General features: G+C 51.8%; 23 protein-coding genes. 6 read left to right on the plus strand and 17 right to left on the minus strand.

The annotated features are described in order from the left end of the window. Positions 1-140 precede the first annotated feature (140 nt). Positions 141-2,498: an ABC transporter permease gene (locus tag ACYVC2_RS16405; RefSeq protein WP_461103597.1), complete on the minus strand. Its 2,358-nt coding sequence runs from the start codon at positions 2,496-2,498 to the stop codon at positions 141-143. A gap of 52 nt (positions 2,499-2,550) precedes the next feature. On the opposite strand from ACYVC2_RS16405, the gene ACYVC2_RS16410 reads away from it, so the two are divergent. Then, on the plus strand, positions 2,551-2,991 hold the full coding sequence (locus ACYVC2_RS16410) for a hypothetical protein (RefSeq protein ID WP_461103599.1): 441 nt from the start codon (positions 2,551-2,553) through the stop codon (positions 2,989-2,991). Here the strand turns inward: ACYVC2_RS16410 and ACYVC2_RS16415 are convergent. From ACYVC2_RS16415 to ACYVC2_RS16425, 3 genes are all read right to left on the minus strand, one after another. After that, the gene (locus ACYVC2_RS16415) at positions 2,988-3,665 is read right to left on the minus strand and encodes an ABC transporter ATP-binding protein (protein WP_461103601.1); all 678 of its coding nucleotides are present in this window, start codon (positions 3,663-3,665) and stop codon (positions 2,988-2,990) included. The two genes, ACYVC2_RS16410 and ACYVC2_RS16415, sit on opposite strands and share 4 nt — an antisense overlap. Positions 3,666-3,794: 129 nt before the next feature. Next, the gene (locus ACYVC2_RS16420) at positions 3,795-5,042 is read right to left on the minus strand and encodes an efflux RND transporter periplasmic adaptor subunit (protein WP_461103603.1); all 1,248 of its coding nucleotides are present in this window, start codon (positions 5,040-5,042) and stop codon (positions 3,795-3,797) included. A gap of 249 nt (positions 5,043-5,291) precedes the next feature. Beyond that, entirely contained in the window at positions 5,292-6,998 is a 1,707-nt protein-coding gene (locus tag ACYVC2_RS16425) for an ArnT family glycosyltransferase (protein WP_461103605.1), read from the minus strand. Positions 6,999-7,220: 222 nt separating this feature from the next. On the opposite strand from ACYVC2_RS16425, the gene ACYVC2_RS16430 reads away from it, so the two are divergent. Next, complete coding sequence (locus ACYVC2_RS16430; RefSeq protein WP_461103607.1) at positions 7,221-8,600, plus strand: sigma-54-dependent transcriptional regulator; 1,380 nt, start codon at positions 7,221-7,223, stop codon at positions 8,598-8,600. Here ACYVC2_RS16430 and ACYVC2_RS16435 read toward each other — a convergent pair. The 3 genes from ACYVC2_RS16435 to ACYVC2_RS16445 all read right to left on the minus strand — a co-directional run bounded on the left by ACYVC2_RS16435 (position 8,597) and on the right by ACYVC2_RS16445 (position 9,967). Then, complete coding sequence (locus ACYVC2_RS16435) at positions 8,597-8,740, minus strand: hypothetical protein (RefSeq protein WP_461103609.1); 144 nt, start codon at positions 8,738-8,740, stop codon at positions 8,597-8,599. The two genes, ACYVC2_RS16430 and ACYVC2_RS16435, sit on opposite strands and share 4 nt — an antisense overlap. Positions 8,741-8,916: 176 nt before the next feature. Beyond that, positions 8,917-9,141, minus strand: coding sequence for a hypothetical protein (locus ACYVC2_RS16440; RefSeq protein WP_461103611.1), 225 nt, complete (start codon positions 9,139-9,141; stop codon positions 8,917-8,919). Positions 9,142-9,217: 76 nt separating this feature from the next. Next, positions 9,218-9,967, minus strand: coding sequence for a lysophospholipid acyltransferase family protein (locus tag ACYVC2_RS16445; RefSeq protein ID WP_461103613.1), 750 nt, complete (start codon positions 9,965-9,967; stop codon positions 9,218-9,220). 152 nt (positions 9,968-10,119) lie between these two features. On the opposite strand from ACYVC2_RS16445, the gene ACYVC2_RS16450 reads away from it, so the two are divergent. Both ACYVC2_RS16450 and ACYVC2_RS16455 read left to right on the plus strand, forming a co-directional pair. Next, on the plus strand, positions 10,120-11,094 hold the full coding sequence (locus ACYVC2_RS16450) for an acyl-ACP desaturase (RefSeq protein ID WP_461103615.1): 975 nt from the start codon (positions 10,120-10,122) through the stop codon (positions 11,092-11,094). An 8-nt stretch (positions 11,095-11,102) separates the two neighbouring features. Further along, entirely contained in the window at positions 11,103-12,464 is a 1,362-nt protein-coding gene (locus tag ACYVC2_RS16455) for a sensor histidine kinase (protein ID WP_461103617.1), read from the plus strand. Positions 12,465-12,584: 120 nt separating this feature from the next. Here ACYVC2_RS16455 and ACYVC2_RS16460 read toward each other — a convergent pair whose 3' ends face one another. The 3 genes from ACYVC2_RS16460 to ACYVC2_RS16470 all read right to left on the minus strand — a co-directional run bounded on the left by ACYVC2_RS16460 (position 12,585) and on the right by ACYVC2_RS16470 (position 16,064). Then, positions 12,585-14,258, minus strand: a complete 1,674-nt coding sequence (locus ACYVC2_RS16460; RefSeq protein ID WP_461103619.1) for a hypothetical protein — start codon at positions 14,256-14,258, stop codon at positions 12,585-12,587. Between the two features lie 5 nt (positions 14,259-14,263). Then, positions 14,264-15,034 carry an ABC transporter ATP-binding protein gene (locus tag ACYVC2_RS16465; RefSeq protein WP_461103621.1) on the minus strand — a complete coding sequence of 257 codons (771 nt, stop codon included), beginning with the start codon at positions 15,032-15,034 and terminating at the stop codon, positions 14,264-14,266. Positions 15,035-15,209: 175 nt separating this feature from the next. Next, positions 15,210-16,064 carry a DUF3037 domain-containing protein gene (locus ACYVC2_RS16470; protein WP_461103623.1) on the minus strand — a complete coding sequence of 285 codons (855 nt, stop codon included), beginning with the start codon at positions 16,062-16,064 and terminating at the stop codon, positions 15,210-15,212. A gap of 205 nt (positions 16,065-16,269) precedes the next feature. Between ACYVC2_RS16470 and ACYVC2_RS16475 the strand changes: the two genes are divergently transcribed. Then, positions 16,270-18,714 carry a S8 family peptidase gene (locus ACYVC2_RS16475; RefSeq protein WP_461103625.1) on the plus strand — a complete coding sequence of 815 codons (2,445 nt, stop codon included), beginning with the start codon at positions 16,270-16,272 and terminating at the stop codon, positions 18,712-18,714. Here the strand turns inward: ACYVC2_RS16475 and ACYVC2_RS16480 are convergent, their stop codons facing one another. The 3 genes from ACYVC2_RS16480 to ACYVC2_RS16490 all read right to left on the minus strand — a co-directional run bounded on the left by ACYVC2_RS16480 (position 18,715) and on the right by ACYVC2_RS16490 (position 22,262). Beyond that, positions 18,715-19,743 (minus strand): AAA family ATPase, encoded by a 1,029-nt coding sequence (locus tag ACYVC2_RS16480; protein WP_461103627.1) that lies wholly within the window; start codon positions 19,741-19,743, stop codon positions 18,715-18,717. It lies immediately after the preceding gene. A gap of 168 nt (positions 19,744-19,911) precedes the next feature. Further along, positions 19,912-21,522 carry an amidase gene (locus ACYVC2_RS16485; protein ID WP_461103629.1) on the minus strand — a complete coding sequence of 537 codons (1,611 nt, stop codon included), beginning with the start codon at positions 21,520-21,522 and terminating at the stop codon, positions 19,912-19,914. A 281-nt stretch (positions 21,523-21,803) separates the two neighbouring features. Continuing rightward, positions 21,804-22,262 (minus strand): pPIWI_RE_Z domain-containing protein, encoded by a 459-nt coding sequence (locus tag ACYVC2_RS16490; RefSeq protein ID WP_461103631.1) that lies wholly within the window; start codon positions 22,260-22,262, stop codon positions 21,804-21,806. A 188-nt stretch (positions 22,263-22,450) separates the two neighbouring features. On the opposite strand from ACYVC2_RS16490, the gene ACYVC2_RS16495 reads away from it, so the two are divergent. Further along, positions 22,451-22,711, plus strand: a complete 261-nt coding sequence (locus ACYVC2_RS16495) for a hypothetical protein (protein WP_461103633.1) — start codon at positions 22,451-22,453, stop codon at positions 22,709-22,711. A gap of 8 nt (positions 22,712-22,719) precedes the next feature. Here the strand turns inward: ACYVC2_RS16495 and ACYVC2_RS16500 are convergent, their stop codons facing one another. The 4 genes from ACYVC2_RS16500 to ACYVC2_RS16515 all read right to left on the minus strand — a co-directional run bounded on the left by ACYVC2_RS16500 (position 22,720) and on the right by ACYVC2_RS16515 (position 26,159). Beyond that, entirely contained in the window at positions 22,720-23,973 is a 1,254-nt protein-coding gene (locus tag ACYVC2_RS16500; protein WP_461103635.1) for an ankyrin repeat domain-containing protein, read from the minus strand. Between the two features lie 55 nt (positions 23,974-24,028). Next, the gene (locus ACYVC2_RS16505; RefSeq protein ID WP_461103637.1) at positions 24,029-24,277 is read right to left on the minus strand and encodes a hypothetical protein; all 249 of its coding nucleotides are present in this window, start codon (positions 24,275-24,277) and stop codon (positions 24,029-24,031) included. Between the two features lies 1 nt (position 24,278). Next, positions 24,279-25,610, minus strand: a complete 1,332-nt coding sequence (locus tag ACYVC2_RS16510; protein WP_461103639.1) for a WGR domain-containing protein — start codon at positions 25,608-25,610, stop codon at positions 24,279-24,281. Between the two features lie 72 nt (positions 25,611-25,682). Next, positions 25,683-26,159: a pPIWI_RE_Z domain-containing protein gene (locus ACYVC2_RS16515; protein ID WP_461103641.1), complete on the minus strand. Its 477-nt coding sequence runs from the start codon at positions 26,157-26,159 to the stop codon at positions 25,683-25,685. Positions 26,160-26,379 lie beyond the last annotated feature (220 nt).

Below are 26,379 nucleotides of genomic sequence, written 5' to 3' on the forward strand. Positions count from 1 at the left end.
CCGACCGTCCCGATCGGACGAGTCGCTATAACTCGCCCAACCGGGACAGTCGGTATTACGAAATATATAAAAGACAAGTATGGGTGATACCATCGCTTTATCGATAGGTTCCAACCGCTAAATATGCCACCCCTGCACCGCTACTCCGACCGTAAACTCGTTACTGGATTGACCAGCGCGGCTTTGATGCTCTGGTAGCTGACGGTCAGGAACGCAATCGTCACGGCCAGGACACCCGCTACCGCAAAAATCCACCACGGCAACTCCGTCTGGTAGGCAAACGAACCGAGCCAGGTGTTCAGCGCCCACCACGCCAGGGGCGACGCGATCACCAGCGCCATCAGCACCAGCAATAGGAAATCTCTGGAGAGCAGCCCGACGATATTCGATACGCTGGCACCCAATACCTTACGAACCCCGATTTCCTTGGTCCGCTGCTCAGCCGTAAAGGCGGCCAGCGCAAACAGACCCAGGCACGAAATCAAAATCGCCAATACACCGAAGTAATTGATGAGCGTATTGACCTGCTGCTCGCTCCGGTACATGCTTTCGTACTCTTCGTCCAGAAAATGGTAGTTGAACGGGTAGTTCGGATTGAATGCTTTGGCCGTGCGCTCCAGCTCGGCAATGGCCTGCTGCGTTTGACCGGCGCGGGTTTTAGCCATCAGGTAACTCGTGTTGCGGACGTCGAAGCAAAGGATCAACGGAGCAATGGCCTGGTGTAGGGAGTTAAGATGAAAGTCTTTCATCAGGCCGATAACCCGACCTTTGCCCGGCCAGAACGAAACTTCCTTGCCGACCGGGTCTTTCATCCCCATCAGTTTGGCGGTTGCTTCGTTAATGAGGTAGTTGGTCGAGTCGGCGGGGCTGTCGGTGCGGAAGTCGCGGCCGTCGAGCAGTTTAATGTTCATGGTGCGGGTAAAATCACCACCGACGAACATGCAGGAAACATTGGTTTGCAACTTCGGGTCTTTGCCCGGCCAGTTCAGATCTCCCGACGAACTCTGAATATTGACGGGCAGCGTCATGGCCGTCGTTACCGACGCAATGGAGGGCAACCGCATGACTTCCTGCCGGAAGGCTTCTACTTTCTTGGGCTGGGCAATTTCGCCTTCCAGGGGAATGTAAACGACGTTCTCGCGGTCGAGACCCAGGTTTTTGGTCCGCAGGTAGTTCATTTGCTTACCCACGGCCAGCATCCCAACGATCAGGAAAATGGAAAGCGAGAACTGGAAGATCACGAGCGCCCGCCGGAATAGCGCCGGACCGGAGCCAACCTGTAGCCGGCCTTTAAGAATCTTGATGGGCTGTAATGAAGACAAAAACAGCGCCGGGTAACTGCCGGATAAAAAGCCGGTCACAAGCACTAGAACGAGGATAATGAGCCAAAGGGTCGGTTCGGTGAGGTTAAGGGTCAGGTGTTTGTCAAAGACGGTATTGAAGGTCGGCAGAATGCTCCAGACCAGGCCCAGTGCCAGCAAGACGGCCGCAAAACTCGTTAGAATGGATTCGCTCAGAAACTGGCCAACCAGCGATGAGCGCAGCGCGCCCACGACTTTTCGAACACCCACTTCTTTGGCGCGATTGGCCGAGCGGGCGGTGGCCAGGTTCATGAAGTTGATGCAGGCAATCAGCAGGATAAACAGTGCCACAATGGCGAAGATCCGCACGTATTCGATCCGGCCACCAACCGACTGGCCATTTTTATACTCGGCGTAAAGATGCAGATCCGTGAGGGGTTGCAGCATTGGGCGGCCCGTTTCGAAGTTTTTACCGGCGAAACGTGGGTACAGCGTGCTCATGGCCGCTTCGGCCTGCGCCAGAGTCGTATTGGGCTTGAGCCGGACGTAGGTGTAGAACGAGTTATTCCCCCAGGTTTTCATCCAGTCCTGCTCCTGCACTTTCCAGTTGACCATCCAGTCGAACTGCATCGTCGAGTTGTGAGGCAGGTCATCGATGACGGCACCGACAACGTAAAATTTGTCGTTATCCAGTTGCAGGGTTTTCCCCATCGCCAGCCCATTCGGAAAGAACTTTTCGGCGACCTTCCGGGTGATGATGATCTGGTTGGTTTGCTTGAGCGCGGCTTTCGGATTTCCGTAAAGAACCGGTAGATCGAACACCCCGAAGAAATCGTCGGTGGCAAAGTGGCCTTTTTGCTTGGCGGCTTTTTCGCCCACCTTGATCAGCAGTTCCGGACCATAATTCGTCTTGGTCACCGCAGCGACTTCCGGCACCGCATTCGCAATAGCCTGCTGCAGGGGCCCCGGCGTCGTGTAGTTGGTAACGGTCTCCCCATTATACGGAAAATTGACTCGCACGTAGGCAATCCGGTCCGCGTCGGGCAGAAACCGGTCGTAGCTGAGTTCGTCTTTTACCCAAAGCCCAATCAACAGACTGCACGCCATACCCAATGCAAGCCCCAGTACATTGATGCTGGAATAGAGTTTGTGTTTCAATAAACTCCGAACGGCTATTTTGAGGTAATTGCGCAGCATGAAAAGTAATCGATTCTTAGTATTTTTGATACAAATGAACTCCCGGAAACCTGTGAAAATTTACTCCGACCTCCAGCCGCAGAAGTTTATGGTTCACGACGATGGCACCAATGCGCCTGTCATTCACCAGCATACGATTGCCCGGTTAACGGCAAAGCTGTATCCCTTCTATGAGTCTGGAGCCATCGCTTATGAACCACTTCCTGAGATGATGGTCGGTGAATACAACAGCCCGGTTCCAGACCTTATCCTCTATGATTACGAAACCGAGCAGGCGTTTGTCATCATTGAAGTAGCGCATAACGTCGGGTTTAAATCCGACCTCAAGAAGGTCATTGCGCTTATCGACGAGGACCTGTACGGCATTCGCGAAGGCTTCGTTTATAATTATAAAACGAACCAGTGGCTCCGCTATCGGAAAGGTGACGGCGGAGTAGCTACAGAATCGTCCTTCTCAGAGATATTACAGATCGACCTTGGATCGCTGCTCTAAACGTGGAAGTTTTCGGTCACGACCTTGCCATCGAACAGGTTTACGATCCGGTGCGCAAAGCCCGCATCATAGGGCGAGTGGGTTACCATGATGATCGTTGTGCCTTCGTCATTCAGTTCGCCCAGCAGTTTCATCACTTCCTCGCCGTTTTTGGAGTCGAGGTTACCCGTCGGTTCATCGGCCAGGATCAGCTTGGGTTTAGCCACAACCGCCCGGGCAATGGCCGTCCGTTGTTGCTGCCCACCGGATAGCTGCTGGGGGAAGTGATTGCGCCGGTGCATGATGCTCATGCGTTCGAGGGTTTCTTCGACCCTCTTTTTCCGTTCGTCGGCGGGGGTTTTCAGGTACAGCAGCGGCAGTTCGACGTTTTCATATACGGTCAGTTCGTCGATCAGGTTGAAGCTCTGGAAGACGAAGCCAATGGACCCTTTGCGTAACTGCGCCCGCTGCCGCTCCGTCATTCGGGCTACTTCCGTACCGTAGAAGTTGTAATCGCCTTCGCTGGGGTTATCGAGCAAACCCAGAATGTTCAGAAGTGTAGATTTACCACAGCCCGAAGGACCCATGATCGCGACAAACTCGCCATCTTTCACTTCCATGTTGATGCCATTGAGGGCAGTGGTTTCGACTTCTTCCGTTGCGAAGAGTTTCTGAAGGTTAATTGTTTGGATCATTGTGTGTAGGGATGTCTGAACCGGGATTTTTGTGATTTAGTTGACTGGCCTTGATTTTAGATTCAGCTTTCGCAGAAGCCGCATAACGCAAAGTCAGTCAGTGAAATCATAAAAATCCCGGTTCAAAGATTAAAATTCGAGCACTTCGTTATCACCAAAATTTTCGTAAGAACTTGTAATGACCTGTTCGCCGGGCTCCAGACCCGTGAGCACTTCGTAAAATTCCGGGTTTTTGCGACCCAGGGTGATCGGTCGTTTCACCGCCCGTTTGCCGGACTTGTCGACCACGTACACCCAGTTACCGCCGGTGTCGGAGAAGAAACCACCGACGGGCAGCAGGGTGGCTTTGGCCGCTTTGCCTAACTCCAGCTGGATCGGCGACGACTGCCCCCGTTTGATACCTTCCGGAGTGCCTTTCGGAAACACCATATCGACTTCGAAGCGACCGCTTTTTACTTCCGGATAAACCCGGCTGATTTCCAGCTCGTGCATTTTTCCGTTGAATTCGAACGACCCTTTCAGCCCCGAAAAAACCCGGCTGATGTAGTGTTCGTCAATCCCGACGCGCATTTTAAAACCGTTCAGATCATCGATCTGGCCGATATTCTGCCCCCGATTGATGTTCGAACCGACTTCTACGTCGATGCTTGACAACTGACCCGATACCGGTGCTTTTACGACCAGGTTATCCAGCGTCTGCTGCCAAAGAGCCACATTTCGCTGCGTACGTTGCAAGGTGCCTTCCAATTGTTTGATTTGCATCTGCGCATTTTCCTGCTGATACTTCTGGGTAGCAATTTCGATGACCCGCTGACTGGTCAGGCGTTCGTAAGCGCGTTTCGCTTTCAGGTAGTCTTCTTCCGAAACCACTTTATCTTTGTAGAGCTTAGCCTGCCGGTCGTAGGTATCTTTGGCCTGGTCGATCTGGGCATCCAGGTCCGTCAGGGTTTTGCGGAGCGTAAAGCCTTCCACCTGTAAGCGCTGCCGGGTATTCTGCAGATCGTTGACGAGTCGGTTGGCTTCTGTTTCCGACTGTAAGAAGCTCAGTTTCAGGCTCTGATTTTCGAGTTTGAGCAATACCTCTCCCTTCTTTACCATATTACCGCCTTCCACAAGTTTCTGGGTGACGTAGCCCCCCTCGATAGCATCGAGTCGGATAGTTTTCAGCGGTTGTACCACGCCCGTTACGGCAATGAAATCTTCGAAAGGTCCCGTTGTTACGTTCGAAACGGTGATTTTATCTTTTTCGACGTTAAGTTTCGACCGCCGATCAGCGAAGAGAAGTGTGTAAGCCAGCAAGCCTAAAATTAAGGCACCACCGCCAATGATTGCGATGCGCTGGGTAGTCCAAAATCGTTTAGGTAAGACGCGATCCATTACAGTAATAATCAAAAAGTGTACAGAGTGCGAGAGCGAAAAAATTAGTTGTCACCTGCTAAAAAAAGACGCTCGGCTTATCGACTCAAATGCTTTATGCCAATAGTCATGCCAGCCGCATACGTTTCTTGATTATCAGATGTTTAGTTCGCGCTAACCGGGGTCCACTGTCCGCTTTCGGACGGAATTTGTCCGCTTTTGTCGGGCTTTTCAATACGAGTTCATGTGGCCTGAAAGCCACAGTTTCGTTCAGCGACTGGTTGCTGCGCTTTTTACGCTGACATCGGCCAGCACGTATGGCGACAAAGTTTTTGAACGGGTGGCCGGATTGAGAAAGTCATACGTCAGCTGACTGACGTGAAAATAAGGAAAAGCCGCCAGCCGATGAACCGCAAATCCCTGCGTTTCCAGCGCATCGGCCAATTCCGCCGTGGTAAACACCTGCCTGGTTGCTAACTGAATCTGCTGGCGCAAAGACGAATCAGACCGGGCGTACTGGGTAGGGGCGTCGGCGTAGAATTCGTACGACCAGAAACTGCCACCGCCCACGCCGGTGCCCGGTTCATACAAAATCGTTGGCCGCTTCGCCAAAGTCGGTTGCTCGTTTACGTACTGCGCTCCCGCCATACCTGCCTGATAGCGAAGGAATGTAGGATAGAGAAACAGATTCAGGGAGACAAACAGCACCAGCATGGCACTCACCATTCGGGCCAGTAACGAAAACAGGGTGTTTTGCCGAAACAGAAAATAGGTTGCCAACGTGAGAATAACCACCCAGCTTATGGCCGTGATTACCTGGTCAGGCTGAACGAGCACTAGCAAGCCGATGGTTATCAGCGCAATGAGCAGGCCAATAACGGTTTGCCCGATGATCCACTGCCGTAAAGTAAGCGGTTTGAGGTTGACCAGAAACTGCGCGGTCAGGATGGCATAGAAGGGAAAAACAATGTTGAGGTAGTGCGGCAATTGAAACCCCGACAGCGAGAACAAACCGAAGGTAGCCAGTCCGGAACCGAGCGAAATGTATTCGGGTAACGGGCGTTGGCGTTTCGCCAGGCCTGCCAGCGCCTGGCCGACGCTCACGTACAGCGGCAGCGACCAGGGTAAAAAAGCCCAGAGGAGCGTATGCACAAAGAAAAACTTATCGCCCTCGCCTTTGATGGGCCCCGTATTAAAAAAGCGCCCAAACTGGCTATCCCAGAAGAAGAACTGCACACCTGATACCCCCGTCCGGTCAAATATGACTTTTTCGGGGTGCAGATCGAATTGTCGATACAAACAGTAAATTTCGGGCAGTGTAAAGACAAACGACAGCACAAGAGCCAGATACCAACGCCAGTTGAGCAGTTGACGCCCATTTCCGGTCAGCATCCAGTGAATCACCAGACCCGCACCAATGGGGACGAGCACAAAAATGCCTTTGGTCATCAGAGCGCAGCCTGTTAGGAACGATCCGAGAACTAAATGATACAGCCGAGCGCCCAGAAAGACCCGGTAGAAGTGGTAAACGGCACCAATGATGAGGGGCATCAGGTACGGTTCGGCCCGGACGTCGCTGTTGGACAAAACACCATGTAGGGCGGTCAGCAGGACCAGCGTCGCTACCTGTGCGACCAGTTTAGCATAGAAAATCCGGGCGAAACGGTAGGTGTATGCCACGCTGCCCAGAAAAAAAATCAGCGCCGGAAATTTGTAGGCAAACGTGTTGATACCGAAAATTCGGTAACTTGATGCGACGATCCAGAACGGGAAGTGGGGTTTGTCGAGCCAGTCGCTGCCTACCGCATACAGATTCATGAAATCGCCCGACTGAGCCATGGTTTTGGCAATACTGGCATACAGCGCACCGTCGATTTCCAGAATGGGCGGGAACAAACCAGTGGCGTTCAGAAAGACGCCAATGGCAACGAGGGCGTAGAACCCCCGATCGGTAACGGATGAATCGGACTCGCTCATTGAATGGTCATTCGTCGTCGGTCACGGTCTGACAATCAACGGTCAGTCAATGCCATTTATAGCCGCCTGACGACCGCGCCGGTGACCCGGTTTAATGACCACCTAATGACAATAAATGACCGCTTAACGACTTTTTACGGACAAAGTACGTAAGAAACCCTTAATTCGCTGTCGAAACGGTGCCAGTGTGCAACAAATCGTTCTGCTTTCTATCTTTGGTCTATGCAAGATGCAAAACTCTTACTCGTCGATGATGACCCCGACGTACTACTGGCTGCCCGCCTGTTATTGAAGCGTCATGTAGCCGCGGTAGATATCGAAAAAAATCCCGAAAAGCTGCCGTTTCTGCTCAATAATAACCGCTACGACGCCATTGTGCTCGACATGAATTTTCAGCGCGACGTCAGTAGCGGACGAGAGGGGTTTGCCTGGCTCGACCGCATTCTGGATATAGATCCCAAGGCACGGGTTATTCTGTTTACGGCCTATGGCGATGTGGAGATGGCCGTGCGGGCTATCAAGGCGGGTGCCGTTGATTTTGTGCTCAAACCCTGGCAGAACGACAAGTTTCTGGAAACGATCCGCGGGGCGATCAGCAAGGCGGGGGGAAGCGTCTCGTCCGACGAAAAAGGGAAAGCAGAGATCAGTACGGCGCCGGCTAAAAAAGGATCGAAGCAAACCAACATCATTGGTTCGGCCATGCGCCCGGTTCTGGAGACCGTTGAGCAGGTTGCACCCACCGATGCCAATGTCCTGATTCTGGGCGAGAATGGGACGGGCAAAGATTTAATCGCGCGCGCCATCCATGAGCAATCGAATCGGCACGACAAACCCTTCGTAAGTGTCGACGTAGGCGCTCTGACCGAAAGTCTGTTCGAGAGCGAATTGTTTGGTCACGTCAAAGGCGCGTTTACGGATGCCCGTGAGGACCGCGCCGGTCGATTTGAAGAAGCGAACGGGGGCACCATTTTTCTGGATGAGATCGGAAACCTGAGCCCCGCCCAGCAGGCCCGGCTACTGACGGTTCTTCAGCAACGCCAGGTTACCCGGGTTGGCTCGAACAAAGCCCGGCCAATCGACGTTCGGCTGATCTGCGCCACCAATGCCGACCTGAACCAGCGGGTCGACGAGCGGCAATTTCGGCAGGATTTACTGTATCGGATCAATACAATCGAGTTGCATCTGCCGCCCCTGCGCGAACGACCGGGCGATATCGGTCCGCTGGCAGACTATTTCCTGAAGAAATACGCCAGGCAGTACAACCGATCGGTTACGGGCCTGAGCCCTGCGCTGTTGGCCGAGATGAAGCAGTACCGCTGGCCGGGCAATGTGCGCGAGTTGCAACACGCGGTTGAACGGGCAGTGATTCTGGCCCGCCCCGAGCTGAATCAGGGAAACCTGCTGGAGCCGGGTAATTTTGTCTTCAAGAATGGAACGGCCGCGTCGTCGCCGGTGAACGAAACGTTGCAACTGGAGGACATGGAAAAGCAACTGATCCAGCATGCCATGCAGAAATACCGGGGAAGCATCACCGATGTGGCCCGCGAGCTGGGCTTATCGCGGCAGGCCTTGTACCGGCGGCTGGAGAAGTTTGGGCTTTAGTCGTTCGTTTCCGGATTTCCTTTGTTGCGGCTGGTGTGATATACGTCCGGAAAGACAAGCATATCAGCATCAATTCGATAAATCACAGCGTAGGTATGCTTGAAAATAGCACGCCTGTATGCACCCGTCTGCGTTTTCATAATACCTTATTCGACGAACGCATACGGGTTAAGAGGAATCCGGTCGGCAACAAAATTCATTAGATCGGAAGTTAGCTGGCGTGCCCTTCTCTCCGAAAACTGGGCAACATATTCCTGAATGAGGGCTACCTGTTCTAAGAAATAGTCTGTAAAAACCAGTTCCCAGCCATTCGTCTTCATAAGCCAAGTCTGGCTTTCGCTTCCTCAAAAGAATAAGGCTGACCGCGCTCTGAAATACGAATGCGGTCAATCAACTCTTTGTCAGATAATTGAGGGCCTTCCGCCGGAAATGAATCTGCACGGTCAAATTCGATAATATGTTTCTGGGCTAACGCATTCAGAATGCTCATCACAAAATCCTGATCTTCATCGTCCAGAATATTTACTTCTATCGTTTTCATACCAATGGTTTTTATGAAATATACTTACTATGATTTATAAATTCAAGTAAGGCATCTGCTCATAGACAACGTCGATTTATGCCGTATGAGAAGTCAACTCCCCGGCAATGGCGGCTCTTGCCTGTTGAACCACCTCGTCGGGTGTTCGCCCGGCTGGATCGATAGGCGGGAGCACTTGCCACGACATCCGCGAGAACGAAATTAACGGAAACAAGCCTTTTGGATTGAAATGCCCCGTTCCCTGAATGGCAATCGGTACAACCAGCGCGTCGGGTGCCCGCTTCAGTAGAGCTGCTACGCCACCCGTCACAAACGGTTTCATTTCGCCCGTGGCCGAGCGGGTGCGGGTACCTTCCGGAAAAATAACCGCCGACCGGTTGGTTTGCTGAATCAGTTTTCCCAGCCGCGAAATTTCGACGATGGCCTGCTTCGGATCTTTGCGGTCGATGAGCGCAGCACCACTTTTGCGGAGGTTATACGAGACGCCGGGAATGCCCGTGGCCAGTTCGATTTTCGAGACGAAAATGGGGGTATGTCGCCGTAGAAACCAGATAATAGGCGAAATATCGAACATACTTTGGTGATTGGCGATGAAAATAATCGGGCGGTTAGGAGGCAAGTCCGGCCGGTCATTGAACCGGATGGTACTGCCGGTCAGATACCAGCCATAGGCGATGGATGCGTTCATCCAGTCGACCGTCTTTTTATGGGCATCTTTGCCAAATGCGTGAAATGCCACCACCTGGGCAACGTGAAAAAGGCAGAGTACGATACCGAAATAAAGCAGATAAACGCAGCTTAACAGATAATCCAACAGTTTTTTCATAGGGAACAGCCGTCATGACGCGGCTCCCAAAATTAATGAACCCATGATTTTTATCAGGGAGAAAAACAGAAATTGAACTAATTCAAACGGTTAAATTGCCGAACTTTACAGGAGTATAGGATTTATCGTTCATTTTCTGAGTTAATTACCCCATGAGTTTATCAGGCACCCGTTTGGAAGTTATGCGATTCGTCGGCGAAACGATCGATGCATCCATCGATCAATTTTTGAAGCCAATTGAAACCTATTGGCAGCCTGCCGATTTGCTGCCTGATACCACCAAAGAGACCTTTATCGATGAGGTTAAATACCTGCGCGAAAGTTGCCGGGAACTGTCGTACGATTACATTGCCGTGCTGGTGGGCGATACTATTACCGAAGAAGCGCTACCCACTTACGAATCCTGGCTGATGGACATGGAAGGCATCGACCAGAATAATCCGCATAGCTGGACGCGCTGGATTCGGAGCTGGACCGCCGAAGAAAATCGTCACGGCGACCTGCTCAATAAATTCCTTTACCTGTCGGGGCGCGTGAATATGCGGGCGATGGAGGTCTCGACGCAGTACCTGATTGCCGATGGTTTCGACATCGGAACGGGCCGCGACCCCTACCGCAATTTCGTCTATACGTCGTTTCAGGAATTGGCCACCAACGTATCGCACCGCCGGACCGCCACGCTGGCCAAACAGGCGGGCTGCGTGCAGTTGTCGAAAATCTGCGGGGTGATTGCCTCCGACGAAATGCGGCATGCCAAAGCCTACAAAACTTTTGTGAGTCAGATTTTTGAAGCCGATCCGTCGGAAATGATGCTGGCTTTTGAGGACATGATGCGCAAAAAAATCGTGATGCCCGCTCATTTCCTGCGCGAATCCGGCGTCAATCTGGGCCAGACATTCAGTCATTTTTCGGATGCGGCTCAGCGGCTGGGCGTTTATACCACCCAGGATTATATCGACATTGCCGAATCGCTGCTGGTCGACTGGAAAATCGATGCCATCACCGGTCTGAACGACGCAGGACAGCGTGCGCGCGACTACCTGATGGCGCTGCCGGCCCGTCTGCGCCGGGTAGCCGACCGGACCAAGATTCCGGCGCTCGAATACCCGTTTAGCTGGATTGCCTGACCTACTCTATGGATCGTTTTGCGCTTGGTATCGGTTGGCGGATTGTCGGTATTCTCTTGCTGACCAGCCTGATCACGTATATGTATGTTCAGGAAATCAACGGCTTGTCGCTTTTTCCCCTGCTGATTCTTGAGTTAGTCTTAACGATCAACCTATACCGGTACGTGACCAGCCTCAACCGCAAGCTGACGAGGTTTCTCGAATCGGTCCGCTATTCCGATTTTGCGGTCGCTTTTCGCGCCGACAGCAACCTTGGGCCCACGTTTCACGAACTGAACGATCAGTTCAACGAAGTGCTTGACGCGTTCCGGCAGGCGCGGGCTGAGAAAGAAGCGAACCTGCACTACGTCAATACGATCGTTCAGCACGTGAGTGTTGGGCTCCTGACCTTCGATGCAGCCGGGCAGGTCGAGCTGACGAATCAAACGGCGCTGCGCCTGCTGGGTATTTACCGGCTTCGCACCCTCAACGACCTCACGCCCACGCACCCCGATCTGGCCGACCAGCTCCGGGCCGCTGCCGCTTCGCCGACGCCGGTGTCGTACCAGACCGGGGTCGAAGGCGAACTGTCGGTGCGCTGTACGGCCGTGCGCCTGCGCGGACGGCTGGTTACGGTGGTATCGATGCAGAACATCCGGACGGAGTTGCAGCAGCGCGAACTCGATGCCTGGCAGAACCTGACCAAGGTGCTCCGCCACGAAATCATGAATTCCATCACACCGATTGTGTCGTTGGCCGGGACCATGCGCGACATTGTCGAAACGGACCTGGTGCCGCTGGCCGAACCGGAGTCCGATCAGGCGCTGGTCTTACCCGCTTATGTCGGTGAGTCGATTGGCGATCTGCGCGATGCGCTGACGACCATTGAGCAGCGCGGAGCTGGGGTGATGCAGTTCGTGGATGCGTACCGCCATTTTACGACCATTCCCCAACCGATTTTTGCCGATATTCTGGTGGAGCCACTGCTGCGGAATGTCGTGCAGTTAGCCCAGGCTAATGCCCCCGATGCGCACATCATCCTGAAAGTGGGGTCGCCGAATCTGGCCATTCGTGCAGACGTTTCGCAGATTGAGATGGTGCTGATCAACCTGATCAAAAACGCTGTCGAAAGCCTGGGGAAAGCGCAGGTTCCAGAAATCCTGCTCGAAGCGGAAGCGGAAGGACCACGCGTCATCATTCGCGTATCGGATAACGGACCCGGTATCGAGCCGGAAGCCCTGGAGCAGATCTTTATTCCGTTCTACACGACCAAGAAAACCGGCTCGGGTATCGGCCTGAGCCTGTCGCGGCAGATCATGCAACTGCATAACGGCCAGCTCACCGCCGAATCGACGCCGGGCGCAGGTAGTACGTTTAGTATGATATTCTGAGTTTTTCGTTATACGTTATATGCATACGTTGCTCGATGACACGCTGAACATCAGCATACCATTGGCGGAGATATTTGCGTGATAATGACCACTGAAACCCAGTGGTTAAACCCTCGCGCCTTACCCCATTTCGATCTGCTCCCAGCCTGTCTTTTTATACTGCCGCAACAGTACCCAGACCGTAGCGACAGATACCGGAATGGCGGCCCACACCCCATACGGTATCAGCGTCAGGCCGTAGTGCGAAAACCCCACGATTCCCAGCACGACACTGACCAGAAGACCGCGGGCCGTATTATTCTGCCGGAGGGCATCCTGCATTATCGAAAAGGGCATGTAGCGCGTGGCCAGCAGCGCGGCACTCAGCAGCATAACCAGCGAATTGCTGAAGGCCAGCAACACATCGCTGATTTTATCGGCGCCGTACCGGTACAGAATATAAATCGACAGCAGCAGGTAAAACGGTGTCAGTAGCTTTATGATCAGGGCTTTCAGGGAACCTGCCAGGATATCGCCCGGCTTGGGGATGGGCGCGCTGCCGTAAATCCAGGAAGCCCGGTAATTGTCGGAAACGCTGAGCTGATACTGCGCGACCAGGACATAGAGCCCGGCAAAATAAAGCGCGAAGAGATAAAAGAAATCACTTGAGCCGAAGGGATTACGCTGGATGGACATGACCAATACATAAGCCAGCCCAAAGCCCAGTTGCGGATACGTTTTCAGCTTGAACTTCCGGTCGCGGCCGGTGATGCGCCAGGTAAACGCAAAAGCCGCCCGTTCGAGCGAGTTGCTCGTAAACCAGCCCCCTAGCCGTTCCACCCAGCCCAGGCGATCCGGCTCCGACACCCGCGTCGACGGAAGGACGGTTGCTTCCGGGCGAACTTCCTGATCGATACCGCTCAGTTTCTGGGTAAAATCGGTGGTCAGGAATCGGTTCATGAACCACAGACCCGCTATTGGAGTGACCAATGCCAACGTTAGGAAGATCAGGTGGGTCCAGTCCAGCGCGGGCTGAATGACGGTTTCCATCGCCCCGGCCATCCACATGGGCGGAACCAGGTAATGCCAGCTCTGATGTTCAACCGCCTGCGTCATCATCATCCGCGGATCGATCAGCCGGGGCAGCAACTGATACCCGCCGTAGAACAGGATCGCCATCACGATCTGGAAATAATTGATTACCTCCCGCAGCTTCTCTTCGCTGATAAACCGCATCAGAACGAGGTAGAAGACGTTCGTCAAAAACACCATCAGTACCGCCGACAGCAGGGCGAGCGCCAGCAGCAACAGCCCCGCCAGTACTCCAAACCGCGACGTCATAACGAATACCGCCACAACCGACAGCGAGAGCGCAATGGCGAAAAGATAGCTGGTGATGTGCACGATCCGGGCCAGCCACAGGGTCCGGTTGCTGACGGGCCGCGGCAGAATGATCTGGTTATCCGACGAGTCCAGAATGACCGACGAGAAGTCGGAAATCAGCGTCATGGCGCAGAGGGCCATGATGTAGGTGAACTGCATCGTGAGCGGAAAAAACAGCCGGTCTTTGGTCGGAATAGCCAGCGTGCCCAGGCTGATAAGGCCGCCAATGACGGTATAGATGACCAGAATCCGGGTGAAGTTGCTGTTGTTTTCGCTGGAGGAGCGGCCGTAGCGCCCCAGGCTGACGATGCTCCGGCGATTGTCCATCGTCAGCTTCACCTGAACGATGGCCCGCAACTGCCCATAATCGGCACCCAGCGTCCGGAAGAGCGGCTGAAAACGGTCGAGCAGCCAGAGGATAACAGGAGTCATGCCGATTAGTTTTTCAGCGTATGGATGAATTCTTCGGCCACGCCCGTTTGCCCTTCGCTGCCGGTCAGTTCGGCAAACAGTTGTTCGAGCGATTCGGGGCGCTGGTGCTGCAGTTCGGCAAAGGTACCATCGGCAATGAGCTGGCCCTGGTTGATGATAATGATCCGGTCGGAGATCTTTTCCACCACGTCCATCAGGTGCGAGCTGTAAAAGATCGTTTTGCCACTGCCGGCAAGCTGCCGGATAATCTCTTTCACCAGCACGACGGCGTTGGCATCCAGACCGGACAGCGGTTCATCCAGAAAAATAACGTCGGGGTTATGCAGCAGGCCTGAAATCAGCAGCACTTTCTGGCGCATGCCTTTTGAGAAGGTCGTCATGCGCGCGTCGGCCTGATCACTGAGCTGAAACAGCCGCAACAGGTCGAGGGCTTTCCGGTCGATCTGCGCCCTGTCCAGTTCGTACAACTGCCCGATGAACTGCAGGTATTCCAGGGGCGTGAGGGTGTCATACAGTGCGGCATTTTCCGGGACGTACCCAATCCGGCGTTTGATGGCGAGCGCGTCGGTTTTCACGTCCATGCCCAGCACCGTGGCCGTACCGGTGTAATCGGGCAGCATCCCGATCAGAATCTTGATGGTGGTCGACTTCCCGGCCCCGTTGGGACCAATGTAGCCCACCACCTGACCCGCCGACACGCTTAAGTCGATGCCCTTAAGAACGGGCGTTGACCCGTAGGATTTCTGCAAATTCTGAAGTTGAATAATAGCGTCCATAAGCAGGTACCACCGAATGATTTCACCGGTAACCGAAAGTTACGGAAAAGTATGGTTAGTTGGGGCGCTACCTCGCATGACTTAAAAAATACGAAGGCCAGGTTCGCAACTCAGCGGCTTATGGCGCCCCAGAGACGTAATTCGTAAAACCGGAGGGTCTACCTAAGTCAGGGATTTAGCTTAATGCTTCAGCCGTTTTTTCAGCATAGTTGTCTAGCTGCTCTTCCTCAACAATTTTGACATAAGGCTGATCGTCCAGAAGCTGCACAGCCTGATCATAGGGCTTGTGTAACCGTCGGTCTTTAGGCCGGGCTACCAACACATCGAAGCGCGCTTTATGTTGCTCCGCATAAGGACGTAGGAGGGTAAACTGCCCTACATTAAGGGTTGCTTTGTCCGTAATAGACTGCTCCAATTTCAAATCGAAGCTGACGGGCTTCACTAAATTGAAACTTCCATTTTGCCAGGCAAAGGCGAACTGGTAGGAAAAATTAGTGCCCTCTGGCTTGACCGTAATAGGGCGCTCGAAGGCTTCCCGAGACAGTAAACCATTCAGCCACTTCTGAAGCCGCCGTTGATACTCTTTTAGTAAATAGGATTCATCATGACGAACCTGGGGTTCGCTTTCGTCGTAAAATGAAAGATATAGCCTATAAAACTGCTCGCTGATTGCTGCCAAATCTTCTGTGTACAAGACGGCCGTTTTTAGCTCGCTAAATTGTAAAGCACTGCTGTCGCGAATCAGAATTTCGTTGTCGATCAGTTGCCTTGGATGATTCTCGTAATCCGCGAAGACCTCCGGCTGTTTGGTTAATTGATTGGTACGGGCAGCAATACCTTTGAAGTACGACCGAATGACTTTCTCGGCAAACTTAGGATAAAGCTTTCGAATGCGGCCAAGCCGTTCAGGATGGAGGAACGTAGCGGTGCGCTGCTCAGGATACAGTAGCAACACACCAACGTTCAGCACTTCACCCAGCGACTGAGCGTACCGATATTGCAGGAGGCTATAGTAAAAGACTGAGTTCACTCGATTTGTGTCGTTAATAATTTACAAAACTCTCCGGCGCCCTTACACCGGATGATTCTAGATAAGGGGTAGTTGTATAAGTGTATATTGCTTTCTGAATTAACATAAGTAAATGTAAATAAAACCTTACTTTTTTGGTAATTGATATGAGGTTGAAACAAAATTAAAATACTGTACAGAAGAAATAATGCAATATTAGCTAAGTATGTATCCACACCTAATTTATTCGAACCCACCTCAAGTTGGTAAATTTAGTCAACCCAATCGTGCTCTTGGTGAAAAGCCAAAGGATACTTCTCCGCCAAATTATGGTCCGATGCAACAGGATTTCAGCGCATCATTAACGAAGTTTAATTTGAACCGCTCTCGACGTGACGAAGGCCGTAATTTGAGTGTACCTGTTCATATCGACTATATCCGAATCCGTTTTTTTAGTGTATTTGATAACACAAAGTTTGAATCACGTTACCGCACAAACTTTGGATTGATTCCTGTTTTAGCTGACGAATTTAACCAACGTGTACTATTTGCGATTGCTGAAGAAGACCGTTTTCAAAATTTCGTTCAGGAAATTTTGAACTTTATTAATGCGGAAAAGCACGAGAAAGACGAAAAAATATATAACCGTGATCTACTATTTATTAAAGAGTTTGAATTATTAACTTCTTCTGACATTTTACCTTTCATTGATGAGCCTTCTGCAGTTATACTTAATCTGGTTGATAGACAAAACGAGATTATTTCAAGCTATGAGTCAATTCGTGACTCTTTAGTAGTCTACTTAAGAGCGAATGAGATTCATCATGAAATCATTGGCATCAACAATACTGTTCAGCTTTGGGATATTACAGGTCCCCAACTTAATGAGATAGTTGATAATTTTGATATTATCACATCAGCTCGACCAAATGCTTTTGGAGTTATTACACCCGATCGCTATAGTACAGTATCACGTCGTTATGGGTTTCAGCCTGTTTTGCCAGATCGAGAAATTCCCGTAATTGGAATCCTAGATACTGGGATTAGTGATCAAACGCCCCTTGCCGAATTAATTGTCAACCCAACAGAAAGTGATCCATATGATTTAACTCGAACAAACGCTCGAGTTGACAACTGGGATAACACTTGGGGACACGGAACTGGTGTTGCAGGTATAGCAGCCTTCGGTAATAAATTACATTCCCAGCTTACTGGCTCAGTACAGGTTGATGCCAGCTTACTGTCAATCAAAGTATTAAGCCCCCATATTCCTCGTGTTTCAGATAACAGTATTCGTGAGGCAATTACCAGGGCACATAGAGAGATTGGAGTGAGGATCTTTGTATTAACAATATCAGAGAATATCAAGGATGATAATGAGCCTATTTCTGCATTGGCATATGAATTAGATTTACTCGCATATGAATTAGATATCTTAATCTGCATAGCCTCGGGTAATATGCGCCGAAACATGGTAGACGCAGCCGGAAATATACTACCTTATCCAAAGCATTTTTCCGATGCGGAAAATAACATTCATAGTCCGGCTGAGAGCATGAACAATCTAACAGTCGGCGCGATAGCAGATAATTTGGAAGATAATTTGTTTGTAGCAGGTATTGCGAATGATAAAATGGCTCCGGCAATTTATTCATCTAAATTTCATATCAATCATGACTCTGCTATGTTGACTCAAAATCAAGCAAACAAGCAGTTAGTTAAACCTGATATACTCTATTACGGTGGGGATCACGAGATTACAGGTGATAAAAACAGAACAGGTATTAGTGTTTTAACCCCAAAAATTGGTCAATACTTCACTAAGGAAACCGGTACTAGCTATGCTGCTCCATTCGTAGCAAACCTAGCCGCGCGAATTTTAGGTGAATATCCACACCTAACTATGCAAACGGTAAAGGCTATAATCGTCAATTCTGCAACTGTGCCTAAACTAGATGATACATTTGCTCCCGTACCTAAACCAGTTTTGAGTAACGTCTTAGGAAAAGGTATTCCATCTGAATCAATTTGCCTTAGCTCCACCGATCATGAAGCAACCATTGTGTTGGAAGACAGTATTTTGCCGGGTCAAATACAGACATATCCTTTAAAGTTGCCAGACTACCTATTACGCTCAAAAAGGGTAACAGGTTTACTCGAATTTCAAGTAACTCTATGCTTTAAGTTTAAGCCTATTCAACATAGTCAGAGCACATACTGTCCTATTCACATTGGTTTTGGCGTTTTTAGAAATACTGAACTAGAACAGATTGCTTCAGGAAAATTAAACGATCAATACAATGAAAATACCAAAGAGCGTACCAGCAAAGGTCATAGGCTAAGAACTGGTTGGTCACAAGACCCTTACTATCGGGGCAAACTACTCTGCAATACTCAAAAAACCTCATTCGTTGTTGGTAAGAAGGAGCTAATTGATGAGCAAAACAGATTCATGGTAGGTTTATCATCCCAGTTCAGTAAACTATTAACAGAAGCACAAAAAGCAGACTATGCGCAGGAGAATAAATTCACAATAGTAATACGGGTGCAGGAACGACCATTCAAAGGAGAATATATTGACTCGTTGTACGAAGGACTACGACTTGTTAATAACTTAAGCACCTTAGTTGATCTAGATACAGACTTGGAAGCGGAGGCTACTGCTGAATAATCAAGAAGCTTCTAATAGGGTTTTACGTTCTTGATTAATAAGATCAGTCCAGACAGCCGTCTGTATTTTTTGAGATTTTTGATGCTCGGTGTTATGCGAAAATAAACTTCGTTTTATTGCAGTTAACAGCGTTTTCTGAATTGTATAGTAAGATAAACCTACTGATTCTTTGATAACTTTTTGGGCTTTTGTCTTATTATCGAAAGTGAAAGGAGAGCTGGCAAGTGTCTTATTAATTAACTCTTTGATGTGAGTTTCATCAGGCAATTCCAATTTAACAGATAAGTCAAAACGACGTAGTAACGCGTCATCAATCATGTCTTTCTGATTCGTGGCTGCAATAACAATACTACTTTGGGGTAGATAGTCAAATAGTTGTAGAATAGTGTTAACAACACGCTTCATCTCTCCATGATCTTGGCTATAATCTCTAACTTTCCCCAATGTATCAAACTCATCCATAAATACGATACAATCCTCCGTAGCAGCTCTGCGAAATATCTTAGCTAAGTTTTTACTTGTCTCCCCTAACTTAGACGAAACAATCGCACCTAGATTGATAACGATCATCATCTTCTGTAACTCCCCTGCCAGTACGTAGGCGGCTAGAGTCTTACCGCACCCTGAAGGGCCATACAATAGGACCTTATTTGATACCGGCAAGTCATATTTACGCAGAGTTTCGATAGAATGATGTTCTTCAACAAAATAAGCTAAGTCTGAACGCACAGGCTCAGAGCAAACCAAATTATCGAATCGATAGTCGGAGGTAAGTTTTTCAAGAATGAATTCACTTACCTCACGATCTTCTTCCCTTAATATGTGTTTGGAAGACCCTAGCTTAGTGATTCCATTCGTTTGTTGTTGACGAATAGCATCCTTTAAAATCGACTGAAGCTGGAGAGCAAAGTTGACTTTCTTCGTTTGCTTCGAGTGCTCAATCAATTCATTAAGGGTAAAAAGAAGTTTCTCTTGGTTATTTTCCAAGCCATACTTCGCTATCTCCTTAATGTAATCTATCTGTTGCATTATCCTGTAAATTACGCAAAATAACGAAGAATATCCAGTGTATTACAAAAGCATATACTCAACTCAGATACTTAATTCTAACGTAATGTACTAGACTAGAGTGTTAAGGTAATGCACTTTTTAACAGTATTTATTGACGTTTGGATTATTAGTTGTCACGAATCGACTCTAAATCAACGACTCCCGAAACCCCGGTCGCTCCCGCTTTTTAGAGGCCTGCTCGTACGCATAACCCATTGCCAGTAACGGGCCTTCCTGATAGGCGCCGGCAATGAGGGAGAAACCCACGGGGAGGCCGTGAACGGTGCCCATGGGGATGGTCAGGTGGGGGTAACCCGCCATGGCGGCTGGCTGGCAGAAGTAAAAGCCGGTGTCGTAGTCGCCGTTGATGAGGTCAATGCAACCCGCCGGGCCGATGCTCGTGCCCGCAATAGCATCCAGCTTTTGCGTTTTCATTAACTGGTCGATGCGGTTGCGCCAGCTTCGGGTTTTGGCCACGGCGTCGGTGTATTCTTTGCTGGTCAGGTCGCCTTTGGCCTGGGAGCTTTCGAGGGTTTCCTGCTTGAAAAATGGCATGGCTTTGGCCGCATGTTGCTGGTTGAAAGCAATCACGTCGGCCAGCGATTTCACTGGTGCGCTGGCGTTCGAGAGGTAGCGGTTCAGTCCGTCTTTAAACTCGTATTGCAGCACCGTAAATTCGGCACTGCCCGTTTCCTGAAGCGCTTTCCGCAATTCTACGTCCACGATCGTAGCGCCTTGTTTTTTCAGGACGTCGATGGCGGCTTTGTAGAGGGCAACGACGTCTTCGTGGCCTTCCAGAAACGATTTTTCGATGCCAATCCGCTTGCCCGATAAACTGTCGGCTTTCAGAAAAGTCGTGTAGTCGGCAGCGCTTTTGCCGCGGCTTTCGAGCGTAACGGCATCGGCCGGATCGACACCCACCAGCGCGCCCAGCAAAATAGCCGCATCGCTGACGGTTCGGGCCATTGGTCCGGCGGTGTCCTGCCTGTGCGAGATAGGGATAATCCCGCTACGGCTGACCAGCCCAACCGTTGGCTTGAGTCCGACGAGGCCGCACATCGACGAAGGCGCAATGATCGAGCCATCGGTTTCGGTGCCCACCGCTACGGCGCATAGGTTGGCCGATACCGCCGAGCCGGAGCCCGAACTGGAACCGCTCGGATTGCGGTCCAGCACGTACGGATTACGGGTCTGCCCACCCCGGCTGCTCCAGCCGCTGGTGGATCGGGTCGACCGGAAGTTGGCCCACTCGCTCAGGTTGGTTTTTCCCAGAATTACCGCCCCGGCCTTGCGCAGTTGCGCGACGATAAACGCATCGGCGGCTGCTTTATGACCCTCCAGCGCCAGCGATCCGGCGGTGGTCATCATCTGGTCGTGGGTGTCGATGTTGTCTTTGATAAGCACCGGAATCCCGTGCATCGGTCCCCGGAGTTTCCCAGCTTTCCGCTCCTGATCCATGGTTTTGGCGATGATCAGCGCGTCGGGGTTCAGTTCGATGACGGCATTCAGGCGTGGACCTTTTTTGTCGATGGCTTCGATGCGGTCCAGGTACAACTGGGTGATGGCTTCGGACGTGTAGTCGCCCGACCGCATTTTCTGTTGCAGCTGGTTGATGGTCAGCTCATTGAGGGCGAAGTTGTCCGTTGCGGGAGCCGTGTCGTGGGTGGTGTTTTCCGATTTAGGCGATGAGCAGGCGGTGAGGGCTGTTGCAGTTACGGAAGCAAGGGAGCTGGTTCTGATAAAATTCCGGCGGTTCATGCGGCAGGTTGGTGTAAGCTTGCAAATTAATATAGGAGGCTGTTTATACTTTTGGTAGTCGGTTAAAAATGAGCGTTTTTGTCATTCCGACGAAGGAGGAATCCGCTCCGGCTACCCGGTTAAGCTACCCTCCTTCGAAAATAAGGATAGTTTAGGATTCCTCCTTCGTCAGAATGACAAAAGTGGTTGTTCGAGTAAAGTTTAAACAGGTTCTTTTTTCTGACAGGATTTTCAGGATTTTATAACTACTGCATTAATCCTGTCAATCCTGTCAGAAAACCTTATGCCAGCACGCCCTGAAATAACCCCAACCGCTCGCGGAGGACGTAGCTGCTGATTTCGGTGTTCCAGCCACCCCGCCCGGCCAGCGAAAAGATGCGGACGTCGGCGCCCAGGGTAGCGTATTTGTCCAGCGCTTTGAACCAGACCGACCGGTCGCGGTAAGGAGCCAGCAGTGTACGCGCCTGATTCAGGGCGCGGTGTTGCCGGGGCGACCAGATGGGCCGTTGCCGGTAAGCCGCGCCCTGGCCGTTGAGCAGGTCAGGCAGACACTGCGGGGGTACCAGCGGCAGCAACTCTGCCAGCAGATACAACCCCAGTTCGACGTTCAGCATCCGGTTGGCAACCATACCCGGCAGCATGTGCCGATACCGCAGGCGGGTTACCAGCGGCTCCTGCCAGCGCAGCAGATTGGTCAGGCCCGGACGAGTGGTGAGGGAAGAAGCGGAAGCCATTGCCATGTTCATTGTGTTGTTGTTTACTGTTCTTATCAAAGTTCGCATCCTCAGAACGTAATTTTTTTACGTCCTTCTTGGAAAGGCAAAGTTTTTTTGAAATTTTTTTTGGTTATCGGTTCGGGTCCGGTGTGCCACGGTTTCCTGACGACGACTCGATGAACCGTGGCATGTCGGACCCGAACCAATGACGCATGAGCCACTATACGGAAATCTCAGGAAAAAGCGGTCTTTGCGGACGCCGGTTAGGCCGTAGTGAGTCGACGTCGGGCCAGCGTACGGAACAGTGGCTTCAGGCACGTTTGGGCAACGGCTCGGGCCAGCGGCTGGCAGGCCCAATGGAGTGTGTTGGATCGGCCGATGACCAGACCGGACAGATTCAGAAGCCACCAGTACAGATGCCGGATCGCCTTAATGCCGATGTATACCACCCGAATGTGATTTTTATGGGCTAACCAATGCATCATAATGTGGCTCCGTGCAGTCGCAGTACGTCTGTCAGGCGTTGTACATGAGTTGTATCCTGTTGCCTTAGCCAAGTCAGGGTGTCTGGTTCAATTTCAGCACCGGCGTTCAGCAGGGTTTCGATGAGCGGGATATACTCCGTTTCCGAATCACTGTTGCCCGCGCACCAGAGCGCCTGACCCAGTGCGGTTCCGCCGTACATGTTCCGGATGTCGAGAGCTGCCCGGCGTTCCAGGAGCCAGTCGACCACATGAAGCTGGTTTCCGATAACGGCGTGGTGTAAGCCGGTTTGTCCGGCATTGTCCTGAACGTTTAGCTGAACCCCCTGGCGGAGCAGAAAATCTGCCACGTCGATATGCCCATACTGGCAGGCGTAGAAGAAAGCGCTTTCGAGCTGAGCGTTCGGTTGGGCCGGAATACCCCAGATCGGTACGTCGGGCGAAACGGGTTTGAGTTTCCCCGACGGACTGAAAAACTGTCTGACCAGGTCGAGCCGACCGATTCCTGCAGCTGCTACCACACAATCGACCCGGGCACCCATTCGGGCCAGCGTTTGGGCTGCCTGCAACCGTCCGTTGGCTAGCGCGGCCATTAGCGGAGGCCAGCGATTCGGAACTCCGTCGAGGGTGGCACCGTGCGCGGCTAAAGCTTCGATGAGCGGAATCTGCACTCCGGCCCGGCACGGAGGAACACTCGTCGCAACCAGCCCCAGCGTGGTATCTTCTCCGTACATGTCGGCCAGTGCGTCGACCTCGGCACCGGCTTCAAGGAGTTGTTGCGCTATCGCAACCGCATTCCTGGGCGATTGCTGACGGTATGTCTCCACGCCGTTGGCACCCAGGTAATGAATCAGCATCGCGCCGTGCGTGCGCATCGACCGCTTGTGGATCAGGTCGGGGTTCACCCGCAGCAGCCGGGTCAGTGCTGCCAGATCCCCCTGAACAATCGCTTCTGCCGCAGCCTCGAACTGCCAGACGGATAAAGACTCCCGATAAACCGCGGCTACGTACTGGGTCAGGTCGGCCCAGTTTGCAAACTGGTAGAAGCGGGCCACACAAAGCTGCGCGTCCCTCACCGAAATCGATGCGTTCCGGGTATCCGGTTCGGACCGGCTCCGAAAAGCGGGGTGGTATTGCCGGACGAACCGAAGGGCCGCCGGGTCAGCCGACCGGTGACCGCTGATGAGGTCACCGGCCTGTTTCTCGTACTGAGCTAAATCGGCGTCGAAGGGGACAGGCTGTGAGAGCATCATGGAAACAGGGGAAGAGGAAGTTGCCGGAGGCCGTAGCCTCTGTCAACTCAGTTGGTTATTGAGGAAAAGCGCTCAGGGTCGGAAAGTAATACACCCGGAACATGCCGTTGTCGTTGATGGCCCAGCCTTCCTGCTGGGCTATCGCAAAGAGCCAGTCCGACACCTCTGCCTGCCGGGCCCAGTAGCCCCGGTTACGCAAAAACTGTTTGACAATCAGTGAGCTCGTGCTGCCTTCTGCCAGAATGAGCGTCGTGGCGGCCAGGGAAACCATACCGGGCGTTAGTTGCTTTAATTGAGCGTTCATGTCAGATTTTGATTTTAACCATGTACCGGATCGTACACTGGGCCGGGTTATAAACAATGAATTCGTTTTTTACTAAACTGATCCCTCGCTGGGCAAAAACGGAATCGTACTGCGGGTCGATAGCGGCTAGTTTGCCGCCGTCCAGCTGCATATGCCAGCTTTCATGTCGACTCACCTTCAGTTGCTTCCCTACATGGACTTCGTAGATGGCCAGATAGCCTTCCATCTGTCGGCCACCGGCCCAGACGGAGCCCTGCAGGGAGGTGTAGTTGAGCGATTTGCTGAACTGGTCGGCGAAGTAAATTCCGTAGCCGAACATCTTGCCCGTGATGACCGCATTGGCTGGCCGTAATACCAGCCCCGTTTTCAGAATCGACATCCAGTTTTCGCTTCGACTGCCGTGCCACAGCAACTGGGTTTTCTGACTTGGCCGCTGGCTGACGTAGGTGTCGAACTGGGCCTGCGTATAAGCATGCTGAATGCTGAAGGCCGAATCAAACTTGTCGGCGTCGGTACCCATCATGCGTTTGATAAGCGTCAGTACCCGTTTGTCCGTGACCGGCTCTACAGTCAGGTTCATTGCTTCGAGCAGACTCACGGGTGTCTGGTCGGGGTTCTCGTCCGACTGGGTCAGTTCAACCTGCCCCCGCATCACGTCGAGTGTATCCTGCTCGTGGGCCAACTGATCGTGCAGCGTCTGTAGATCGACGGTCGTCTGGAGTGGTTCCGTGACGAGGTGTTCGCTGACTTTTCCCATTTTACGGGGAATGGTTTTGAACAGGTCCAGCAACCGGGCATTGTAAGCGTCGATATCCAGGCCCACAGTCAGCAGAGTAGCCAGCTCGTCGAGCAACTGCTGGGCCGTTTCGATCTGCCTGCGGGTCACCTGCCGGGCCGTCACGACGTAATTCTGGTAGATCGATTGCCGGGCGAGTTCCAGCAGCCGACCCATGAACGAGCGCACTTCGGGATTCGAAATGCTGGTCGCGTCGGTGTCCACTGACCGGTCGGCGTACAGATGCGTTTGATCGACGTATCCCTTCGCTACTTTCTCGCGAAATTTCCTGTCCCATTGCGCCACCGGATAAGTAGCCGTACTATACGTGCCGCCCACCCGACCGTATCGCACAGTGAACGTATCATTATCGTTCTCGTGCATTTCATAGTATTTGTTGTTGTTTTCGGCAGTTACCATGATCAGCTTCAGCGTGCGTAAGGCTTTGGCTGGCTTAGCAACAGGCGGTTCCGGGGTCGATGGGTTAGCGGTGTTTGTTAGTTTTTTGAGCGATGGTGTCGGATCGGTGTAACTGCGAAGGCGTTGCAGAAGATTCATGGATAAAAAAGGCGGTTGCCGTCGTGCGAATGGAGGAATCGATTAAAAACGGTCCGGAAAGAACACTTGCCCTTATCCCACCATCTGACGCAGGGTAATGATCCGGTTGCGGAAGAAGCCGACGGTCTTCTCGCCGAATCGGCTGCGGTCGGTGCTGATGTCGTAGGCCTGCAGCCGGTCGGGAATGGTCATATAGGCATCCAGCAAGGTGCTCCACACGTTGCAGTGCTGAATATGGCTCAGCAGTATCCGGCCCCGGTTTAGCAGCTTGTGTTGTTTAGGAGTCCAGGTCGGCCGGTCCAGGAAAGAAGCGCCGTTATCGGCCAGCAGATTCGGCAGCGCATCCGGGGAAGCCGAGGGCACCAGCTGCGACAGCAGAAACAGCCCCAGTTCGATATCTAACAACTGCCCCGCCGACAGGGTAGCACGTTTTGACGGGCGGGGCGCAGCGGCCGACGTTGCCCAGGTGTTGGAAGAATTCAGGGCCGGAAACAGCGAGGGAGAAAAGCCGGCGTTGCGGTTCTGGTTGGCGTTCATAAGTGTGTTCATTAGTATCGTTGTTTAAAATTCACAGAACAAAGTTCTACCGGGTAAAACGTAATCTTTTTACGCTCTTCTTTTTTTGTGAAAATTTTTTTCTCTTTTTTGTGGGAGTGGAGAGCGAAGGGGTAAGGGTAAAGGGGATAGGGTTTAGAAGTTATTTAACCTTTGCCCCTCCACCCAAACCCCTCTGCCCTTACCCCTTCGCCCCCTGCCCAAACCCCTTCGC

The organism is Spirosoma koreense (assembly GCF_054777875.1).

Excerpts from the sequence above, each read along its gene's own strand:
- ACYVC2_RS16440 (WP_461103611.1), bottom strand. The coding sequence starts at position 9,141 with ATGAAAACGATAGAAGTAAATATTCTGGACGATGAAGATCAGGATTTT.
- ACYVC2_RS16455 (WP_461103617.1), top strand. The coding sequence starts at position 11,103 with ATGGATCGTTTTGCGCTTGGTATCGGTTGGCGGATTGTCGGTATTCTC.
- ACYVC2_RS16405 (WP_461103597.1), bottom strand. The coding sequence starts at position 2,498 with ATGCTGCGCAATTACCTCAAAATAGCCGTTCGGAGTTTATTGAAACAC.
- ACYVC2_RS16435 (WP_461103609.1), bottom strand. The coding sequence starts at position 8,740 with ATGAAAACGCAGACGGGTGCATACAGGCGTGCTATTTTCAAGCATACC.
- ACYVC2_RS16510 (WP_461103639.1), bottom strand. The coding sequence starts at position 25,610 with ATGAATCTTCTGCAACGCCTTCGCAGTTACACCGATCCGACACCATCG.
- ACYVC2_RS16500 (WP_461103635.1), bottom strand. The coding sequence starts at position 23,973 with ATGATGCTCTCACAGCCTGTCCCCTTCGACGCCGATTTAGCTCAGTAC.
- ACYVC2_RS16485 (WP_461103629.1), bottom strand. The coding sequence starts at position 21,522 with ATGAACCGCCGGAATTTTATCAGAACCAGCTCCCTTGCTTCCGTAACT.
- ACYVC2_RS16465 (WP_461103621.1), bottom strand. The coding sequence starts at position 15,034 with ATGGACGCTATTATTCAACTTCAGAATTTGCAGAAATCCTACGGGTCA.
- ACYVC2_RS16415 (WP_461103601.1), bottom strand. The coding sequence starts at position 3,665 with ATGATCCAAACAATTAACCTTCAGAAACTCTTCGCAACGGAAGAAGTC.
- ACYVC2_RS16460 (WP_461103619.1), bottom strand. The coding sequence starts at position 14,258 with ATGACTCCTGTTATCCTCTGGCTGCTCGACCGTTTTCAGCCGCTCTTC.
- ACYVC2_RS16420 (WP_461103603.1), bottom strand. The coding sequence starts at position 5,042 with ATGGATCGCGTCTTACCTAAACGATTTTGGACTACCCAGCGCATCGCA.
- ACYVC2_RS16480 (WP_461103627.1), bottom strand. The coding sequence starts at position 19,743 with ATGCAACAGATAGATTACATTAAGGAGATAGCGAAGTATGGCTTGGAA.
- ACYVC2_RS16450 (WP_461103615.1), top strand. The coding sequence starts at position 10,120 with ATGAGTTTATCAGGCACCCGTTTGGAAGTTATGCGATTCGTCGGCGAA.
- ACYVC2_RS16475 (WP_461103625.1), top strand. The coding sequence starts at position 16,270 with ATGTATCCACACCTAATTTATTCGAACCCACCTCAAGTTGGTAAATTT.
- ACYVC2_RS16515 (WP_461103641.1), bottom strand. The coding sequence starts at position 26,159 with ATGAACACACTTATGAACGCCAACCAGAACCGCAACGCCGGCTTTTCT.
- ACYVC2_RS16505 (WP_461103637.1), bottom strand. The coding sequence starts at position 24,277 with ATGAACGCTCAATTAAAGCAACTAACGCCCGGTATGGTTTCCCTGGCC.
- ACYVC2_RS16425 (WP_461103605.1), bottom strand. The coding sequence starts at position 6,998 with ATGAGCGAGTCCGATTCATCCGTTACCGATCGGGGGTTCTACGCCCTC.
- ACYVC2_RS16495 (WP_461103633.1), top strand. The coding sequence starts at position 22,451 with ATGAGCCACTATACGGAAATCTCAGGAAAAAGCGGTCTTTGCGGACGC.
- ACYVC2_RS16490 (WP_461103631.1), bottom strand. The coding sequence starts at position 22,262 with ATGGCAATGGCTTCCGCTTCTTCCCTCACCACTCGTCCGGGCCTGACC.
- ACYVC2_RS16445 (WP_461103613.1), bottom strand. The coding sequence starts at position 9,967 with ATGAAAAAACTGTTGGATTATCTGTTAAGCTGCGTTTATCTGCTTTAT.
- ACYVC2_RS16430 (WP_461103607.1), top strand. The coding sequence starts at position 7,221 with ATGCAAGATGCAAAACTCTTACTCGTCGATGATGACCCCGACGTACTA.